Origin of the sequence: Caballeronia cordobensis, assembly GCF_001544575.2 — a bacterium.
Taxonomy (GTDB): Bacteria; Pseudomonadota; Gammaproteobacteria; order Burkholderiales; family Burkholderiaceae; genus Caballeronia; species Caballeronia cordobensis.
The window spans coordinates 21,273-39,646 of the sequence record NZ_FCNY02000038.1 but is presented as its reverse complement, the minus strand read 5'-3'; the positions used below and the strand labels follow the sequence as shown (position 1 = coordinate 39,646).

General features: G+C 63.5%; 18 protein-coding genes. 11 read left to right on the top strand and 7 right to left on the bottom strand.

Features of this window, described 5'->3' with window-relative positions; genetic code table 11:
• Positions 1-251: 251 nt before the first annotated feature.
• The gene (locus tag AWB70_RS36860; protein ID WP_041730806.1) at positions 252-446 is read right to left on the bottom strand and encodes a DUF2905 domain-containing protein; all 195 of its coding nucleotides are present in this window, start codon (positions 444-446) and stop codon (positions 252-254) included.
• A 12-nt stretch (positions 447-458) separates the two neighbouring features.
• Positions 459-1,664: a class I SAM-dependent methyltransferase gene (locus AWB70_RS36855; RefSeq protein ID WP_053567128.1), complete on the bottom strand. Its 1,206-nt coding sequence runs from the start codon at positions 1,662-1,664 to the stop codon at positions 459-461.
• Positions 1,665-1,677: 13 nt separating this feature from the next.
• Here AWB70_RS36855 and AWB70_RS36850 point away from each other — a divergent pair, with 13 nt between their 5' ends.
• The 5 genes from AWB70_RS36850 to glmS all read left to right on the top strand — a co-directional run bounded on the left by AWB70_RS36850 (position 1,678) and on the right by glmS (position 7,261).
• Positions 1,678-2,520: an SDR family oxidoreductase gene (locus AWB70_RS36850; protein WP_053567127.1), complete on the top strand. Its 843-nt coding sequence runs from the start codon at positions 1,678-1,680 to the stop codon at positions 2,518-2,520.
• Between the two features lie 28 nt (positions 2,521-2,548).
• A complete protein-coding gene (locus AWB70_RS36845; RefSeq protein WP_014192584.1) occupies positions 2,549-2,950 on the top strand; it encodes a dihydroneopterin aldolase in 402 nt (133 codons plus the stop codon).
• Entirely contained in the window at positions 2,947-3,906 is a 960-nt protein-coding gene (gene ttcA, locus AWB70_RS36840) for a tRNA 2-thiocytidine(32) synthetase TtcA (RefSeq protein WP_053567126.1), read from the top strand. Before AWB70_RS36845 ends, ttcA begins: the two co-directional genes overlap by 4 nt.
• A 96-nt stretch (positions 3,907-4,002) precedes the next feature.
• The gene (gene glmU, locus AWB70_RS36835; RefSeq protein WP_053567125.1) at positions 4,003-5,364 is read left to right on the top strand and encodes a bifunctional UDP-N-acetylglucosamine diphosphorylase/glucosamine-1-phosphate N-acetyltransferase GlmU; all 1,362 of its coding nucleotides are present in this window, start codon (positions 4,003-4,005) and stop codon (positions 5,362-5,364) included.
• Between the two features lie 79 nt (positions 5,365-5,443).
• A complete protein-coding gene (glmS, locus tag AWB70_RS36830) occupies positions 5,444-7,261 on the top strand; it encodes a glutamine--fructose-6-phosphate transaminase (isomerizing) (RefSeq protein ID WP_014192581.1) in 1,818 nt (605 codons plus the stop codon).
• Positions 7,262-7,758: 497 nt separating this feature from the next.
• Here the strand turns inward: glmS and AWB70_RS36825 are convergent, their stop codons facing one another.
• Positions 7,759-8,457: a FadR/GntR family transcriptional regulator gene (locus AWB70_RS36825; protein WP_014192539.1), complete on the bottom strand. Its 699-nt coding sequence runs from the start codon at positions 8,455-8,457 to the stop codon at positions 7,759-7,761.
• 332 nt (positions 8,458-8,789) lie between these two features.
• Here AWB70_RS36825 and garL point away from each other — a divergent pair, with 332 nt between their 5' ends.
• Together garL and AWB70_RS36815 are read left to right on the top strand one after the other, a co-directional pair.
• Complete coding sequence (gene garL / locus AWB70_RS36820; protein WP_053567124.1) at positions 8,790-9,575, top strand: 2-dehydro-3-deoxyglucarate aldolase; 786 nt, start codon at positions 8,790-8,792, stop codon at positions 9,573-9,575.
• Positions 9,576-9,610: 35 nt separating this feature from the next.
• The gene (locus AWB70_RS36815; RefSeq protein ID WP_268760497.1) at positions 9,611-10,519 is read left to right on the top strand and encodes a 2-hydroxy-3-oxopropionate reductase; all 909 of its coding nucleotides are present in this window, start codon (positions 9,611-9,613) and stop codon (positions 10,517-10,519) included.
• 31 nt (positions 10,520-10,550) lie between these two features.
• On the opposite strand, the gene AWB70_RS36810 is transcribed toward AWB70_RS36815, so the two are convergent.
• Positions 10,551-11,468 (bottom strand): LysR family transcriptional regulator, encoded by a 918-nt coding sequence (locus AWB70_RS36810; RefSeq protein ID WP_053567122.1) that lies wholly within the window; start codon positions 11,466-11,468, stop codon positions 10,551-10,553.
• 102 nt (positions 11,469-11,570) lie between these two features.
• Here AWB70_RS36810 and AWB70_RS36805 point away from each other — a divergent pair, with 102 nt between their 5' ends.
• The 4 genes from AWB70_RS36805 (at position 11,571) to gudD (ending at position 16,890) form a co-directional block, all read left to right on the top strand.
• Positions 11,571-12,506: a 2-hydroxyacid dehydrogenase gene (locus AWB70_RS36805; protein ID WP_053567121.1), complete on the top strand. Its 936-nt coding sequence runs from the start codon at positions 11,571-11,573 to the stop codon at positions 12,504-12,506.
• 55 nt (positions 12,507-12,561) lie between these two features.
• Entirely contained in the window at positions 12,562-13,911 is a 1,350-nt protein-coding gene (locus AWB70_RS36800) for an MFS transporter (protein WP_053567120.1), read from the top strand.
• 259 nt (positions 13,912-14,170) lie between these two features.
• On the top strand, positions 14,171-15,505 hold the full coding sequence (locus tag AWB70_RS36795; protein ID WP_014192533.1) for an MFS transporter: 1,335 nt from the start codon (positions 14,171-14,173) through the stop codon (positions 15,503-15,505).
• 35 nt (positions 15,506-15,540) lie between these two features.
• Complete coding sequence (gene gudD, locus AWB70_RS36790; RefSeq protein WP_053567118.1) at positions 15,541-16,890, top strand: glucarate dehydratase; 1,350 nt, start codon at positions 15,541-15,543, stop codon at positions 16,888-16,890.
• On the opposite strand, the gene AWB70_RS36785 is transcribed toward gudD, so the two are convergent.
• The 3 genes from AWB70_RS36785 to AWB70_RS38590 all read right to left on the bottom strand — a co-directional run bounded on the left by AWB70_RS36785 (position 16,887) and on the right by AWB70_RS38590 (position 18,373).
• The gene (locus tag AWB70_RS36785) at positions 16,887-17,702 is read right to left on the bottom strand and encodes a DUF72 domain-containing protein (RefSeq protein ID WP_053567117.1); all 816 of its coding nucleotides are present in this window, start codon (positions 17,700-17,702) and stop codon (positions 16,887-16,889) included. The two genes, gudD and AWB70_RS36785, sit on opposite strands and share 4 nt — an antisense overlap.
• Positions 17,703-17,969 carry a cupin domain-containing protein gene (locus tag AWB70_RS36780; protein WP_053567562.1) on the bottom strand — a complete coding sequence of 89 codons (267 nt, stop codon included), beginning with the start codon at positions 17,967-17,969 and terminating at the stop codon, positions 17,703-17,705.
• Positions 17,970-18,073: 104 nt separating this feature from the next.
• Positions 18,074-18,373, bottom strand: coding sequence for a hypothetical protein (locus AWB70_RS38590; protein ID WP_143281747.1), 300 nt, complete (start codon positions 18,371-18,373; stop codon positions 18,074-18,076).
• Position 18,374: the final 1 nt, after the last annotated feature.

Below are 18,374 nucleotides of genomic sequence, written 5' to 3'. Positions count from 1 at the left end.
GTTTGTTGTGTGGTGCGATGTGACGGACCGTGCGCGATCCAAGCCCGATTGGGCCTATGGGGGCACTCTTTAGGCGAGTGCCGCCTAGGAGGAGAAAAATGGCCAACGTGCGTGTGACCGCGGGCGGTGAGAGAGCTGCTTTCTTTGGTGACTTTCTTTGCAGCAGCAAAGAAAGTTACCCCCGCCCCGGGGAGGGGCAGTGCTAATAGACCAACACGAATACGGGATCCGGCGAAACAAAAAAAACCCAGTCAAAACACCCGAGCAATCAAAGAAAGCAAAACCGACAACAACAACGTCGACATAAAAGGAAACGAATATTCCTTCCCAAATATCCGCAGAGTGAAGTCGCCAGGCAACCGCCCGATCCCAATCTTCCTAAGCCAGGGCATCGACCCGGAAAGAATCGCGAGCGCGATGAAAGTAGTCAACAGCCAGCGAATCATGATCGAAGAAAATCACAAAGTATGAGAACGGTCGCCGATGGCGAACGCATCAAGAGTACCCGGAATACCACGCGAAAACGCGATCACCTTGAACAACTCGCCCATCTCCGCTTCGGAAAGCAGCTTCTGCACCGCATTCGCCGCCGGCAAAAAGCGCTTCACATCGGCAGGATCGAGATCGCTCAACACATCGGTGATGCCGGCATTCATCAGAAAGCGCGCCTGAGACGTAAAGCCGAGCAAATCGGCGCCCGTTTCCACGCCCGCTTCCGCGATCCCCGTAAATTCGACGTGCGCCGTGATGTCCTGCAATCCCGGATACATAAACGGGTCGGCATGCGCGCGATGCCGGTAGTGACACATCAGCGTCCCCGTTGCGCGCTGCGCATGATAGAACTCGCGGCGCGGAAAACCATAGTCGATGAAAAACGCCGCACCGCGCGTCAGCATCGTGCACACCGTCTTCGTAAAAGCGAGCGCCGCCTCGTGCGTCTCGGTGACGTATTCCGCGAACGGCTCGTCATTGGCTTCGTCGATGGCGGCATCGATCACTTCGACCTGCGCATCGGGCGCGATCGGCCGGTCGTCGAAGGCAAAGCGGTCGTTCAGCGCCACGACGCCGCGCTCGTGCCACGCGCCGAGCTTGCGCACGACGAGGCGCACCGGCATCGCGTCGAGCACCTCGTTGCCGATCACGACGCCGTCGAAGGCATCGGGCAGCGCGTCGAGCCATTTCACCTTCGCGGCAAGCGCAGGCGCGTGCTTTTCGATGGTTTCGCGCTGGCGCGCGCGCAATTCGCCGGAAAGATCGACGATCGCATAGCTGTCGAAAGCCACGTCGAGATCGGCGAGCGCGGTCAACAGGGCCGCCGCCAGCTTGCCGGTGCCCGCGCCGAATTCCATCAGCTGCCGCGTGCCGCTTTGCTGCAAGGCCTGCGCGACAGGGCGCGCGAGCGTTTTCGCGAAAAGCGGGGACAGTTCGGGCGCGGTGACGAAATCGCTGCCGTCTTCGGCGCGGCGGCCGAATTTCATCGCTCCGCCGCTGTAGTAGCCGAGGCCGGGCGCGTAGAGCGCGAGGTCCATGTAGCGGTCGAACGGCAGCCAGCCGCCCGCCGCGGCGATGCGCCCGCGAATCAGGTCTGTCAGCGCTTCCGACTGCGCAAGGGCGTCGGCGCCGGGAACAGGTAAACTATCGGTTTGTCTGGCATTCGAATTCATCCCAGTATTGTAAATGAGCGTCTCCAAGCCGTTTTCTTCCGCTAACTCGCCGTCTTCCGCTTCCGTTTCGCACCGCCGCGCCGTGCTGGTGACGGGCGCGGCGAAGCGCATCGGGCGCGGCGTCGCGCTGGAATTCGCGCGACAGGGCTGGGATGTGGCAGTGCACTACGGCGAGTCGGAACACGAGGCGCACGCCACCGTCGCGGATATCGAGTCGCTCGGACGGCGCGCGGTTGCGCTGAAGGCCGATCTCGCCGTCGAAGCGGAAGTCGCGCGGCTCGTGCCGGCGTGCGTCGAGGCGTTCGGCGGGCTGAACTGCGTCGTGAACTGCGCGTCGCGCTTCGACGAAGACACGGCCAGCGATTTCGGTTATGCGAAGCTGCTGGAAATGACCGCCGTCAACGTCGCCGCGCCGCTCACGCTCGCGCGCATGCTGCACGAAATCACGCCCGAGGCCGCCGCCGAAGACGACGCATTGCGCGGCGTCGTCATCAACGTGCTGGATCAGAAGCTGTACAACATGAATCCGGATTACCTGTCGTACACGCTGACGAAGGCCGCGCTCGAAAACGCCACCGTCGCGCTCGCGCAGGCGCTCGGGCCGAAGCTGCGCGTGGCCGGGCTCGCGCCGGGTTTGACGCTGATATCCACGGGGCAGACGCCCGCGTCGTTCGAGTCGGCGCATCGCGTGACGCCGCTCAACCGCGCATCGACGGTCGATGACGTCGCGCAGGCCGCGTGCTATCTCGCGAACGCGCACGGCGTGACGGGCACGACGCTCGTCGTCGATGGCGGCCAGCATCTCGTGCCGAGCCCGCGCGACGTGATGTACATGATCGGCGCGCAAAAGCCTTGAAACGCGCTTACTGAATACGGAAACCAACATGCTTGCCGCTCTTTCGCATCCCCGGCTGACCGATTGCCGGCGGCTTTTTCTGCGCAACTACGAAGTGCGCATCAACATCGGTGTGCATGACTTCGAAAAGCGCGGCGAGCAACGCGTCGTGATCAATGTCGAGCTGTTCGTGCCGCTCGCGCTGTCGACGCCCGTCGAGGACAAGTTGTCCGAAGTCGTCGATTACGACTTCATGCGCTCGACCATCGCCGCGCGCGTGAAGCAGGGCCACATCCATTTGCAGGAAACGCTGTGCGACGACGTCGCCGCCGCGCTGCTTGCGCATCCGAACGTGCGCGCGGTGGCCGTATCGACTGAAAAGCCCGACGTTTATCCCGACTGCGACGCGGTGGGCGTCGAAGTCTTTCGCATCAAAGAGGAACGAGCATGAACGCGCGTGACGCAGTGGAAGCCGTAGCGGACGAGAAGCCCGCGCGCGAGGCATTGACCCGCCGCCAGCAGAAGGAAGCGTACGAGAACAACAAGCTGTTCAAGCGCATCGCGCGGCAGGTCGGCGAGGCGATCGGCGACTTCAACATGATCGAGCACGGCGACAAGGTCATGGTGTGCCTGTCGGGCGGCAAAGACAGTTACGCGATGCTCGAGATCCTGATGCGCCTGCGCGAGCGCGCGCCGATCGATTTCGATATCGTCGCCGTGAATCTCGATCAGAAGCAGCCGGGCTTTCCGGAACACGTGCTGCCCGATTATCTGAGCAAGCTCGATATTCCGTTTCACATCGAAAATCAGGACACGTACAGCATCGTCAAGCGGCTCGTGCCCGAAGGCAAGACCACGTGTTCGCTGTGCTCGCGCCTGCGCCGCGGCATTCTCTATCGCGTGGCGGGCGAGCTCGGCGCGACCAAGATCGCGCTCGGGCATCATCGCGACGACATTCTGCAAACGCTTTTGCTCAACATGTTCTACGGCGGCAAGCTGAAGGGCATGCCGCCCAAGCTCCAGTCCGACGACGGCAAAAATGTAGTAATTCGTCCGCTCGCCTACGTAAAAGAGACGGATCTGGAAAAGTACGCCGAACTGCGCGAATTCCCGATCATTCCGTGCAACCTGTGCGGCAGCCAGCCGAACCTGAAGCGCGCGGAGATGAAGGCGTTGATCCGCGAATGGGACAAGCGTTTTCCCGGACGCATCGAGAACATGTTCAACGCGCTGTCGAACGTGGTGCCGTCGCATCTGATGGACAGCAAGCTGTTTCCGTTCGCCGGCCTGCGCGCCACGGGCGAAGCGGACCCGCAGGGCGACATCGCCTTCGACGAGGAACCGTGTGCAAGCGAACCGTCAGGTTCGGCCGGCACGGTTTCAATTGTGCAGTTCGACGATCTGTGACCTTTATTCACTAAGGCGCAGCGTGGTTTACGCCGCACTGCGTCACGGAGCCGTTTGTTATATTGGCGGCTCGTCATACCAGCAAGGCTTCCTGCGATGAACATCGTGATTCTGGCTGCCGGCATGGGCAAGCGCATGCGCTCCGCTCTGCCGAAAGTGCTTCATCCACTGGCGGGCAAGCCGCTGCTCGCGCACGTCCTCGATACGGCGCGCTCGCTGTCGCCGACGCGGCTCGTCGTCGTCGTCGGGCACGGCGCGGACAAGGTGCGCGAGTCGGTCGGCGCGCCCGACGTGCAGTTCGCGCTGCAGGACCGGCAGCTCGGCACGGGACACGCCGTGCAGCAGGCGCTGCCGCTTCTGGATCCTTCGGTTCCGACGCTCGTGCTCTACGGCGACGTGCCGCTCACGCGCGCGAGCTCGCTCAAGCGCCTGATCGATGCCGCGGGCCCGGAGCGTTACGGCGTGCTGACGGTCACGGTCGGCGATCCGACCGGCTACGGGCGCATCGTGCGCGACGCCGCCGGCAAGGTGAAGAAGATCGTCGAGCAGAAGGATGCGAGCGAAGAAGAGCGGCGCATCGCGGAAATCAACACCGGCATCGTGATCACGCCGACGCGCACGCTCGAAACGTGGCTCGCGTCGCTGAAGAACGATAACGCGCAAGGCGAGTTCTATCTGACCGACGTGGTCGAGCGCGCCATCGATTCGGGCGTGGAAGTCGTGACCGCGCAGCCGGACGCCGAATGGGAAACGCTCGGCGTGAACAGCAAGATTCAGCTCGCGGAACTGGAGCGCATCCATCAACGCAACGTGGCGAATGCGCTGCTCGACGCCGGCGTCACGCTGATGGACCCGGCGCGCATCGATGTGCGCGGCACGCTCGAATGCGGCGCGGACGTCTCGATCGACGTGAATTGCGTGTTCGAAGGACGCGTGACCCTCGCCGACAACGTGACGATCGGCCCGAACTGCGTGATCCGCGACGCCACGATCGGCGCGGGCACGCGTATCGACGCCTATACGCATATCGAAGGCGCATCGGCGGGCGCGAATGTCGTGCTCGGCCCGTACGCGCGGCTGCGCCCCGGCACGAAGCTCTCCGACGAAGCGCATGTCGGCAACTTCGTCGAAGTGAAGAACGCGGTGCTCGGACACGGCTCGAAGGCGAACCATCTCACGTATATCGGCGACTCCGATATCGGCGCGCGCGTGAACGTGGGCGCCGGCACGATCACCTGCAACTACGACGGCGCGAACAAGCATCGCACGGTCATCGGCGACGACGTGTTCATCGGCTCGGATACGCAGCTCGTGGCGCCTGTGCGCGTCGGGCGCGGCGTGACGATCGCGGCGGGCACGACGGTATGGAAGGATGTCGAGGAAGACGAACTGGTGCTCAACGAAAAGACCCAGGTGAGCAAGACGGGCTACAAGCGCCCGGTGAAGAAGAAGTCGTAAGGCTGTCGGATAGATTCAGCCCAACGCGCGCGGCGTTTAGCGCCGCGCTTTCGAAAGCAAGTTTCAAAGGATAAACGCCATGTGCGGAATTGTCGGCGCGGTAGCGCAACGTAACATCGTCTCGGTGCTGGTCGAAGGTCTGCGCCGCCTCGAGTATCGCGGCTACGACTCGTGCGGCGTGGCCGTTCTGAGCAACGGCGAGCCGCGCCGCGCGCGCAGTGTCGCGCGCGTGTCCGATCTCGACGCGCAAGTGCGCGATTCGAACCTCGGCGGCATGACCGGCATCGCGCATACGCGCTGGGCGACGCACGGCGCGCCCGTCACGGACAACGCGCACCCGATCTTCTCGCGCGATACGGTGGCGCTCGTGCATAACGGCATCATCGAGAACTACGAGTCGTTGCGCGCGATGCTGAAGGACAAAGGCTACGAGTTCGTGTCGCAGACGGACACGGAAGTCATCGCGCATCTGATTCACAGCATGTATCGCGGCGACCTGTTCCAGACCGTGCGCGAGGCGGTGAAGCAGTTGCACGGCGCCTATGCGATCGCGGTGATGCACCGCAACCAGCCGCATACGGTGGTGGGCGCGCGTCAGGGTTCGCCGCTCGTCGTCGGCGTGGGCGAGGGCGAGAACTTCCTCGCGTCCGATGCGCTCGCGCTCGCGGGCAGCACCGACCGCTTCGCGTTCCTCGAAGAAGGCGATGTGGTCGAGATCGCGCTGGACGGCGTGAAGATCGTCGATCGCGAAGGCCTGCCCGCCGAGCGCGAAGTGCGCGTGGTGACGGCATACGGCGGCGCGGTCGAGCTCGGGCCGTATCGTCACTTCATGCAGAAGGAAATTTTCGAGCAGCCGCGCGCGATCACCGACACGATCCCGCAGGCCGATCAATTCGATCCGAGCCTTTTCGGCGACAACGCGCGCGACGCGTTCGCGAACATCGACAGCATCCTGATCCTCGCGTGCGGCACGAGCTATTACTCGGGCTTGACGGCGAAATACTGGCTCGAATCCATCGCGAAGATTCCGACGCAGGTCGAGATCGCGAGCGAGTATCGCTATCGCGAGTCGGTGCCGAATCCGAAGGCGCTCGTCGTCACGATCTCGCAATCGGGCGAAACCGCCGACACGCTCGCCGCGCTGAAGCACGCGCAATCGCTCGGCCACAAGCACACGCTCGCCGTGTGCAACGTCGCGACGAGCGCGATGGTGCGCCAGACCGAGTTCGCGTTTCTCACGCACGCGGGCACGGAGATCGGCGTGGCATCGACGAAGGCGTTCACGACGCAGCTCGTCGGCCTGTTCGTGCTCGCGGTGACGCTCGCGAAGATGCGCGGTCATGTGAATGCCAAGCAGGAAGCCGCGTACTTCACGCAACTGCGGCACTTGCCGGCGGCGCTGAACAGCGTGCTCGCGCTGGAGCCGCAGATCATCGCGTGGTCGGAGGAGTTCGCGCGCAAGGAAAACGCGCTGTTCCTCGGCCGCGGGCTGCATTATCCGATCGCGCTGGAAGGCGCGTTGAAGCTGAAGGAAATCTCGTACATCCACGCCGAAGCGTATCCGGCGGGCGAACTGAAGCATGGGCCGCTCGCGCTCGTGACCGAAGCGATGCCGGTCGTGACCGTCGCGCCGAACGACACGCTGCTCGAAAAGCTGAAGTCGAACATGCAGGAAGTGCGCGCCCGCGGCGGCGAGCTGTATGTGTTCGCCGATGCGGATACGCGTATCGTCAGCGAAGACGGCATTCATGTGATCCGCATGCCGGAGCACTATGGTGCGTTGTCGCCGATCCTGCACGTGGTGCCGCTGCAATTGCTCGCGTATCACACGGCGTGCGCGCGTGGAACGGACGTCGATAAGCCGCGGAATCTGGCGAAGTCGGTGACGGTGGAGTGAGGGCTGGCGGGGATCGCAGGTCTTCTAGGAAAGCGCCTCTTCGGAGGCGCTTTTTGTTTTGGGGTGTGCGCGGCGGAGCGGCCGATTTAACCGGCATGGATTTGCGTATTGCAGCTCAAATCTAGACTCTATCGGAATGAATTTGCCGATTAATCGACTTCCCCATCGACCCATCAACGCTCGACGCCATGACGAAAGCCGTGCTCACCAATCAATCGCGAATGACCTGACGCCTGTGGACAACCTTGTTGGCACGTCTCTGCGTTAACTGTTGGCGTTTTCTGAACAACTCAACGTTTCCCTCAGCGACGCCAAAGTTGTCCCAGACTCAATTCGAAACGGGTCGCGCCATACCGGACTTGTTCGATCGGTAAACCTCTGACGTAAAACGCGCATCGCCGGTTATCCACTGATTTGCGGCAAGCTTGTTAACTACTACCACGTATACATACGAACTCTTTTGTTTACTCAAGCAACGTGGGTGCAGTGTTCAAGATTCAGGCAGCGCCATGCACCTGCCTCAATCGTTCACGGCTGTTGCTCAGATGCATGCGCATCGCGGCGCGCGCGTCGTCGGGATCTTGCCGCACGATCGCCTGATAGATCGCCTTGTGTTCCGCGAGCACGTTGCGTAACCGCCCGATCTGATCCAGTTCCGCAATCTCCGCTTTGCCGAGCCGCGTCCGCGGACTGACGCCGCGTCCCATCTGGCTCAGCACGTCGTAGAAATATCGGTTGCCGCTCGCCCGCGCAATCTGCAAATGGAATTCGACGTCATGCTGAAGCACGTCGGTGCTGCCGCTTTCCACTTGCTGCTCGAAGCGTTCCAGCGCCGCCGCGATCTGCTTGAGATGCGCGTCCGTGCGCCGTCCGGCGGCCAGCGCAGCAGCCGCGCCTTCCAGGTCGATGCGAAACTCGATGATCGCCATGATGTCGAGCAGACTCGACAAATCGGCATCCGGCAGACGCATCGCCTCGCGGTCTTCCGGCGCGCGAATGAAGGTGCCCACACCGTGCCGCGTCTCGACCACGTTCGCCGCCTGCAGCCGCGACACGGCCTCGCGCACGACCGAGCGGCTCACCGACAACTGCTTCATCAGCGCGACTTCGGTCGGAATCTTGTCGCCGGGACGCAAAACGCCGCGTTCGATATCCTCGAACAGGGTGGCGACGACTTTATCGGTGAGGCTGGCCATCTCGATCTCTTCTGATTGTGGTTATGTTGTCGGACGTCTTCGCATCGCCTACGATCGAAGGCGACTACGGATGTCCGACAACGCATCTTCCTGTCGGCGGCGACTTTCGTCAATTCGCCCATTCCCGGCGCATGATGCAAGCCAAGAAATAAGACATCGTATAAGTACGACGACATCAATCAAGGGCGAAGTAGCTGAAAATAAAGAAAGTACGGGTATACTCCGCTGTCGTATACGCCTAAATTCGAAGTACTCTGTGTTAAGACGTCCGATGACATGAGCCACCGGACGTACCGCTTTCACTCAGATCGCCGTCGTCACAGGGAGGCTTCATGCCGTCATCGTCACCGTATCAACCGCTGCCCAATTCTTTCCGAACGTCGCTGCGCGAGCGCAAGAGGCTGATCGGCTGCTGGATGTCGCTGGCGAGCCCGATCGTGACGGAGCTCGTCGGCGTGGTCGGCTTCGACTGGATGCTGCTCGACGCCGAGCACGCGCCCAACGACGCGCTCACGCTCATTCCGCAACTGATGGCGCTGAAAGACAGCCCGAGCGCGCCCGTCGTGCGCCCGCAGTCGAACGATCCCATCGCGATCAAAAAACTGCTCGACGGCGGCTTTGTGAATTTCCTGATTCCGTTCGTCGACAGCGCCGCCGACGCCGAGCGCGCAGTCGCCGCAACGCGCTATCCTCCTCAGGGTATTCGCGGCGTATCGGTCGGGCATCGCGGGAACCGCTACGGCACGGTGGCGGACTACTTCCAGGTGGCGAACGACAATATCAGCGTCGCGGTGCAGATCGAAAGCCGCGCGGCGGTCGAAGCCATCGACGAGATCATCGCGGTAGAAGGCGTGGATGCGCTGTTCGTCGGCCCTTCGGATCTCGCCGCCGGGTACGGTCATCTCGGTAACGCGAATCATCCGGAGGTGCAGGCGGCCATCGCGCATGTGTTCGAGCGCGCGCACGCAGCGGGCAAGGCAAGCGGCATTCTCGCGCCGGTTCAGGACGACGCGGAACGCTATCTCGCGCTCGGCAGCACGATGGTCGCGGTGTGCGCCGATCTCGGCATGCTGAGAAACGCCGCGCAGGCCGTGAAGAAACATTTCATCCCGGCGTGAGCGCCACGCTCACCGGGCCGACATCGAAAATCGACATCAAGGAGCGATACATGCAAAAGGCAGGCTTTATCGGACTGGGCATCATGGGCAATCCCATGGCGGCCAATCTTCTCAAGAACGGCATCCAGCTCGCGGCGTTCACGCGCAGCGGCGTGTCCGCCGAGCTCACGGGCGCGGGCGCCACGGCGTGCGATTCGCCCGCCGCCGTCGCCGAAAAGGCCGACGTGATCTTCATCATGGTGCCGGACACGCCGGACGTCGAACGCGTGCTGTTCGGCGAGAACGGCGTCGCGAGCAAGCTGAAGAGCGGGCAGATCGTCGTCGACATGAGCTCGATTTCGCCGATCGCCACGCGCGAGTTCGCGGCGAAGGTGCGCGAAAAGGGCGCAGATTATCTCGATGCGCCGGTGTCCGGCGGCGAAGTCGGCGCGAAAGCCGCATCGCTCACGATCATGGTCGGCGGCGCGCAAGCCACGTTCGACAAGGTCAAGCCGCTCTTCGACATGATGGGCAAGAACATCTCGCTGATCGGCGAAGTCGGCGCGGGACAGGTCTGCAAGGTCGCGAATCAGGTGATCGTCGCGGCGACCATCGAAGCGGTCGGCGAAGCGCTGCTGCTCGCGTCGAAGGCCGGCGTCGATGCGGAAAAAGTCCGCACCGCGTTGATGGGCGGCTTCGCGTCGTCGCGCATTCTCGAAGTGCACGGCGAGCGCATGACCAAGCGCACGTTCAACCCGGGCTTTCGCATCGAGCTGCATCAGAAGGATTTGAATCTGGCGCTCGCGACGGCGCAATCGCTCGGCGTCGCGCTGCCGAACACCGCGACCTGCATGCAGTTGTTCAATGCGTGCGCGGCGAATGGCGGCAAGGCGTGGGATCACTCGGGCATGGTGCGCGCGCTCGAAATCATGGCGAACCACGAGATCGGGCAGGAGACGAAGTAAGCGCGGCCGGCGCCATGCCGGCAGCGTCGTATCAACCCGTCTGCGGCGCAGGCTTCGCGATCCGCGCGAAATGCTCGATCGCGAAGCGCCGCACGTTCTCCACCGCCGGGTCCGTCTGCTCCACGCTCCACGCGAGATCGATGTCCGCGTGCGCGTCCTGTGTCCATAGCGGCCGGAACACGACTTCCTCGAAGCACAATTCCCGCGCCGACGCCGGCACGATCGCCACGCCGATGCCCGCGCGCACCAGCGCGACGATCGTGTGCGTCTGGTCGATGCTCTGCACGTAATCCGCCTGCACGCCGCTTGCCGCGAGCAGGCCGGCGATGCGGTCGTGAAAGTACTTGCCGCCGTCGTGCGAATACATGACGAAGGGCTGGCCGTCGAGATCCTTCGCGGCAATGGCCCGGCGCTTCGCAAGCGGATGCACCGACGGAACCGCCAACTGCAGCGGCTCGCGCGCGATGCGCTGAAACTCGATGCCATGCATGAAGAACTGCGCCCGCATGATGCCGAGGTCGATCTCGCGCGACTCCAGCGCTTTCATCTGCTGAAGCGACACCATCTCCTTCAACACGATCCTGATGCCCGGCAACGCGTCGCGCGCGGCGGCGATGAAGCCCGGCACGAGGTGATAGCCCGACACGGCGGTAAATCCCATCGTCACCTGGCCGGCGTCGCCGCGCGCGACGCGCCGTGCCGAATCCGCCGCCTGCGCCGAAAGCCGCAAGATGCGCACGGCGTCCGCGTAGTAAGCGCGGCCCGCGGCGGTCAGCTTCACGCTGCGGCTGTTGCGCTCGAAGAGCACGGCGTCGAGCGCCTGCTCGAGCAACTGGATCTGCCGCGACAGCGGCGGCTGCGTCATGAAAAGCCGCGCGGCGGCGCGCCCAAAGTGCAATTCCTCTGCCACGGCCACGAAACAACGCAGATGATTCAGCTCGATGATCATGTCAATTTAGGTATTGATCGATGCGGAATATAGCTTAGACCTCAATCGATCGCGTGAATATACTGATTTCCGAGATAAGCCGATCACCTCCAGGAAATCCGAATGTTCGATGTGCTACTGATCAATCCCGTGCTCCCGTCGCTCGATCGCGAGCTGAGCGCCCGCTACACCGTGCATCGCTGGTACGAGCACGCCGACAAAGCCGCTTTCCTGCGCGAACACGCCGAGCGCATCGGCGGCGTGGTGACGGGCGGCGCGACCGGCATCACGAATGAACTGATCGATGCGCTTGCTGCGCTGAAGATCGTCGCGGTCAACGGCATCGGCACCGATGCGGTCGATCTGGAACACGCCCGCGCGCGCGGCATCCACGTGTCGACGACGCCCGGCGTGCTCACCGACGACGTCGCCGATCTCGCCATCGGCCTGCTGATTTCCGCGTGCCGCGGCCTGTGCGTCGGCGACGCCTATGTGCGCGACGGCGAATGGGGCAAAAGCGGCCTGCCGCTCGCGCGCAAGTTCAGCGGCATGAAGGTGGGCATCGTCGGTTTGGGACGCGTGGGGCGCGCGATCGCGTCGCGCGCGGCGGCGTTCGGCTGTCCCGTCGCGTACACCGATTTGCGCGAGATGCCGGACGTGCGCTACCGCTTCGTCGCCGATCTGCGCGAACTCGCGCGCGATTCCGATGCGCTGATTCTCGCGGCGTCGGCGGACAACGCGGAAGGCATCGTCGATGCCGCCGTGCTCGATGCGCTCGGTCCCGACGGTTATCTCATCAATGTCGCGCGCGGCAAGCTCGTCAACGAAGCGGATCTGGTGCGCGCGCTCGAAGAGAAGCGCATTGCGGGCGCGGGCCTCGACGTGTTCGTCGACGAGCCGAATGTGCCCGCGGAATTGTTCGCGCTGAAAAACGTCGTGCTGCAGCCGCATCGCGCGAGCGCGACCGTGCAGACCCGCGCCGCGATGGGCGACATCGTGCTCGCGAGCCTCGCATCGAGCTTTGCGGGCGAGCGGCCCGAAACCAGCGTGACGCCCTGACAAAACGGCGTCGCCCGACATCACAACCATCCCGCCGAGATCTGGGAGGAGACACTTGAAGAACCTCGATATCGCCACGTCCGCCGCGAGCGCCAGTCTCGCGAAAGTCGGACATTTCCGCTACGCGATCCTCGCGCTGATCTTCTTCGTGACCGTGCTGAACTACGCGGACCGCGCGACCTTGTCCATTGCGGGCACGTTCGTTTCGAAGGATCTCGGATTGTCCGCGTCCGCGCTCGGCATCGTGTTTTCCGCGTTCGGCTGGGCTTACGCGCTCGGCCAGATTCCCGGCGGCTGGCTGCTCGACCGCTACGGCGCGAAACGCGTGTATGGCGCGAGCATCGCGTTGTGGTCGATCTTCACGCTGAGCCAGGGCACGGTGTCGCTCTTTTCGACGGCCGCGTCCGCCACCGCCGCGCTCTTCGTGATGCGCTTCATGCTCGGGCTGGTCGAATCGCCGGCCTTTCCCGCGAACGCGCGCGTCGTCGCGACCTGGTTTCCGACCAACGAACGCGGCACCGCGAGCGCGCTCTTCAACTCGGCGCAATATCTGGCGGTCGTGGTCTTCACGCCGCTGATGGCGTGGCTCACGCATGCGCTCGGCTGGCATCACGTGTTCTTCTTCATGGGCGGGCTCGGTCTCGTCGTCGCGGTCGTGTGGTTCGCCGTGATGGACGATCCGAAGTCGCACAAGCGCATGAGCCGGGCGGAGTACGACTACATCGCGAGCAACGGCGCGCTCGTCAGTCTCGACGCGACGGTCGCGACGAGCCGCCGCCGCTTCACGCGCCGCGAGCTTTCGACGCTCTTCACGAGCCGCATGCTCTGGGCGATTTACATCGGCCAGTACTGCATCACGGCGCTCACGTACTTTTTCATCACGTGGTTCCCGATCTATCTGATCAAGGAACGCGGCATGAACGTGATGACGGTGGGCCTCGTCGCCGCGCTGCCCGCGATCTGCGGATTCTCGGGCGGCATACTCGGAGGCTTGCTGTCGGACTTTCTGATCCGGCGCGGCGTGTCGGTCTCGCTCGCGCGCAAGACGCCGTTCATGATCGGCATGCTGCTCGCAACCGCGATCATGGCCGCGCCGCTCGCGTCGACCAATACGGCGATCGTCGTCATCATGTCGCTCGCGTTTTTCGGCAAGGGGCTCGCCGCGATCGGCTGGGCCGTGCTGTCGGATGTCGCGCCGCGAGAAATGACGGGGCTGTCGGGCGGCGTGTTCAACGGCATCGGCAATACGGCGGGCATCGTGACGCCGATGGTCATCGGCTTCGTGGTCGCGAGCACCGGTTCGTTCGATCGTGCGTTGTGGTTCGTCGGCGCGCACGGCATTGCGGCGATGCTCGCCTACGGGCTGCTCGCCGGGCCGTTCAAGCGCATCCATTTGAAAAGCTGATTTCCGAGGGCAGTGCAGGCAGGACCGACAAAGCCGGCGCGAGCCGGCTTTGTCGCTTCCGGAATGCACGCTCGTTCTAGTCATCGGACGTCTTAGTTCGAGTCGTCACGATACGACTCAGAAAACGAAGAAATCAGCGTGAAGCGCCGCCTGATAAGCGTTTGAGCGTTAAAGGGTAAACACGTGATTGGCCAGATCGGCACATCGCAATACAATGTCATCAGACAACGTACCACGTCGTACGAACCGGAGACATCCCTTGAATACAGCTTCCACGAGCCCAGCCGGCGATCTGCTCGAATCGGCCAGCGCCAAGGTCAAGCGCCATGTGCTGCCCTTGTTCCTCATCATGTTCATCGCGAACTACATCGATCGCGTGAACGTCGGTTTCGTGAGTTCGCATCTGCAGACCGATCTGGGCATCGGCGCCGCGGCGTACGGTCTGGGCAGCGGCCTGTTCTTCATCGGCTATGCGCTGTTCGAAGTGCCGTCGAACGTATTGATGCAGAAGTACGGCGCGCGCGCGTGGCTCACGCGGATCATGGGGACGTGGGGCATCGTCGCGGCGATGATGGCGTTCGTGCAGAACGAAACCTCGTTCTACGTGCTGCGCTTTTTGCTCGGCATCGCGGAAGCGGGCTTCTTTCCGGGCGTGGTCTATTACTTCACGCAATGGCTGCCGCAGAAGGAGCGCGGCAAGGCGATCGCGATTTTCCTCGGCGGCTCGGCGTTCGCATCGATCCTTTCCGGCCCGATCACGGGCGCGCTGCTCTCGATTCGCGGTCTCGGCCTGCACGGCTGGCAGTGGATGTTCCTGATCGAAGGCGCGTTCTCGGTGTTCCTGTGCGGCGTGAGCTGGATGCTGCTGAAATCGCGCATCAGCGACGCGCACTGGCTTTCAGCGGGCGAGCAGCGCGCGCTGCAAAACGCGATTGCATCGGAGCAGGCCGAGCGCGAGGCGGCGACCGGCCGCCATGTGCCTGCGGTCAAACTGCTGAAGGATCCGCAGATCCTGCTGTTCTGCTTCATGTACTTCGCGATCCAGCTCACGATCTACGCGGCGACGTTCTGGCTGCCGACGATCATCCGCAAGATGGGCGGCCTCACCGATTTCCAGGTCGGCCTCTACAACACGATTCCGTGGATGATCGCGATCGTCGCGATGTACTGCTTCGCGGTGCTCTCCGCGCGCTGGCGCTTCCAGCAGGCGTGGGTCGCCGTGGCGCTGGTGATCGCGGCATGCGGCCTGTTCGCGTCGACGACCGGCAATCCCGTGCTTTCGTTCGTCGCCATCTGTTTCTCGGCGATCGGCTTCAAGGCGGCGTCGTCGCTGTTCTGGCCGATTCCGCAAGGCTATCTCGATGCCCGCGTCGCGGCCGGCGTCATCGCGCTGATCAACTCGGTCGGAAATCTGGGCGGCTTCTTCGCGCCCGCCACTTTCGGCTATCTTCAACAACACACGGGCTCGGTGTCGGGTGGCTTGTACGGTCTCGGCGTCGCCTCGCTGATCGCGGCGGGCGCGGTCTTCTTCACGCGCAATCGCCGCTCGGACCGCACGCCGAACGGTCACGCCGCGCATCAAAGCGCGCACTAATACGCTTCCCTCTCTCAAGGTCAAGGATCACGCTCATGTCCACGAACGCAGTCAAACCGAACGCCACTCCGAAAGTCACCGAATTGCGCGTCGTGCCGGTCGCCGGCCGCGACAGCATGCTCATGAATCTCTCGGGCGCGCACGGCCCGTTCTTCACGCGCAACATCGTGATCCTGAAGGACAGCGCGGGCAACACGGGCGTCGGCGAAGTGCCGGGCGGGGAGAATATCCGCAAGACGATCGACGATGCGCGCGCGTATGTCGTCGGGCAAAGCATCGGCAATCTGCAGGCGATCCTGAACCGCGTGCGCACCGCGTTCGCCGACCGCGACGCGGGCGGCCGCGGCCTGCAAACCTTCGATCTGCGCACGACGATCCACGCCGTGACCGCGCTCGAAGCGGCGCTGCTCGATCTGCTCGGCCAGCATCTCGGCGTGCCCGTCGCGGCATTGCTCGGCGAAGGCCAGCAGCGCGATGAAGTGGAAATGCTCGGCTATCTGTTCTACGTCGGCGATCGCAACAAGACGGATCTGCCTTACGCATCCGGCACGGATGGCCGCGACGACTGGGAGCGCGTGCGTACGGAAGTCGCGCTGACGCCCGAAGCGGTCGTGCGTCTCGCCGAAGCGGCGCAGGCGCGCTACGGCTTCAACGACTTCAAGCTGAAAGGCGGCGTGCTCGCAGGCGACGCGGAAATCGAGGCGGTGACGGCATTGGCTGAACGCTTCCCGCAAGCGCGCGTGACGCTCGATCCGAACGGCGCGTGGTCGCTCGCCGAAGCGATCCGCCTGTGCCGCGACAAGCACGACGTGCTCGCCTACGCGGAAGATCCGTGCGGCGCGGAAAACGGCTATTCGGGCCGCGAAGTGATGGCCGAATTCCGCCGCGCGACGGGCCTGCCGACGGCGACCAACATGATCGCGACCGACTGGCGCCAGATGGGTCACGCGATCCAGTTGCAATCGGTCGATATTCCGCTCGCCGATCCGCATTTCTGGACGATGCAAGGCTCGGTGCGCGTCGCGCAGATGTGCAACGACTGGGGTCTCACGTGGGGCTCGCACTCGAACAATCACTTCGATATTTCGCTCGCGATGTTCACGCATGTCGCCGCCGCCGCGCCGGGCAAGATCACGGCGATCGACACGCACTGGATCTGGCAGGACGGCCAGCGTCTCACTCGCGATCCGTTGCAGATCGTCGGCGGCAAGGTGAAGGTGCCGGAAGTGCCGGGCCTGGGCGTCGAGCTGGATATGGACGAAGTCGAGAAGGCGCACGCGCTGTATCAGAAGCACGGCCTCGGCGCGCGCGATGACGGCGTCGCGATGCAATACCTGATCCCGAACTGGAAGTTCGACAACAAGAAGCCGTGTCTGGTGCGTTAATCCTTCAATCGCTCGATGAGCGCGATCGCAGCAGCCGGATTGCGCTCCTTGAAGCCGCTGATCACGTAGACGAACACATCGCGCGATGCCGCTTTCGGCGCGGCCTTGCCGAACGTCTGCACGTCGTCGGGCAAGCCGCCCGCGGCCCAGGTTTGCGCGCGCTCGGCCCAGCGGTCGAGCGCCGTCTTCGCATAGCCTTTCGCCTGCTTGTCCGTCGTGCCCATGATGCGCGCATAGACGAACGGCGCGGTCACATCCGCGATCTGCGGATATTTCGAATCGCCCGCCATCACGATTGCTACGCGATACTTGCGCGCCAGCGCGATGAACGCCGGATCGCAGAAACTCTCGTGCCGCACTTCGACGGCGTGCCGGATCGCGCGTCCTTCGACTTTCGCGGGCAGCAGTTCGAGAAAGCGCTCGAAGTCTTCCGGATCGAACTTCTTCGTCGCCGCGAATTGCCAGTTGATCGGGCCGAGCTTGTCTTTCAGTTCGAGCACGCCGCTGCCGAAAAAACGCTCGATCGTATCGCCCGCGTCGGCTAGCACGCGGCGATTGGTGGCGTAGCGCGGCGCCTTCAGCGAGAACACGAAGTCATCGGGGGCCTCGTCGCGCCATTTGACGAACGTCTCGGGCTTTTGCGAGCCGTAAAACGTCCCATTCACTTCGATGCTGGTGAGCGCGCGGCTTGCGTATTCGAGCTCGCGCTTCTGCGCAAGGCCTTCCGGATAGAACGTGCCGCGCCACGGCTCGAACGTCCATCCGCCGATGCCGACGCGTATGCGGCCGGTTTTGCTCTTGGCGGTCGCCATCTACTTGCGGCCGACCAGATAGCTGACGCCTTGCGGCCCGTACTGCTCCGAATGTTCGATGTTCGTCGCGAGATGGAAGATATCGCCCGTGCGATACGTGCTCGCGTTGTCGCCGGTGCGGATCGTGACGTCGCCTTCCAGAATCAGCGCCTTGGCTTCGAACGGATGCGCATGGACATCGAGCGAACCGTTCGGATCGCGCGTGACCGTGGCGACTTCGTGGAAACCTTCGCTCGAAAGAAGTGCGAGAAATTCGTCGCGGTGCATGTCGGCGGTTCCGTAAAAAAGGGAAGGCGCGCCGCTCGTTTCGAGCGGACGCGCCGTGTCGTGCACCTATGCTAGCGCAGCTTTGGAAGCTTCGTTCGCCGCGCTCAGTTGCCGAAGAAGATATTGCATTGCGGCCCGCGCACGCAGGGCTTGGACGATGCGCTGTCCATGCTGCCCATGGTCATGCCGGTTTCGCCGCGGGTCATCGGGGCGCCACCATAGGAGGCGTCGCCTGGCTGGCCCTGCATGGCGCTTTGCTGAGGCGCGCTCGGATCGGTCCAGGTATCGGCGGTTGTCTGACCCGGTACCTGCGCGGTTCGATAGTAGGTTTGCTGCGCCGAGGCGAGGCCTGCGGCGGTGAGCAACGAAGCGGCGAGCGCCGCCACGGCGATACGTGATTTCATG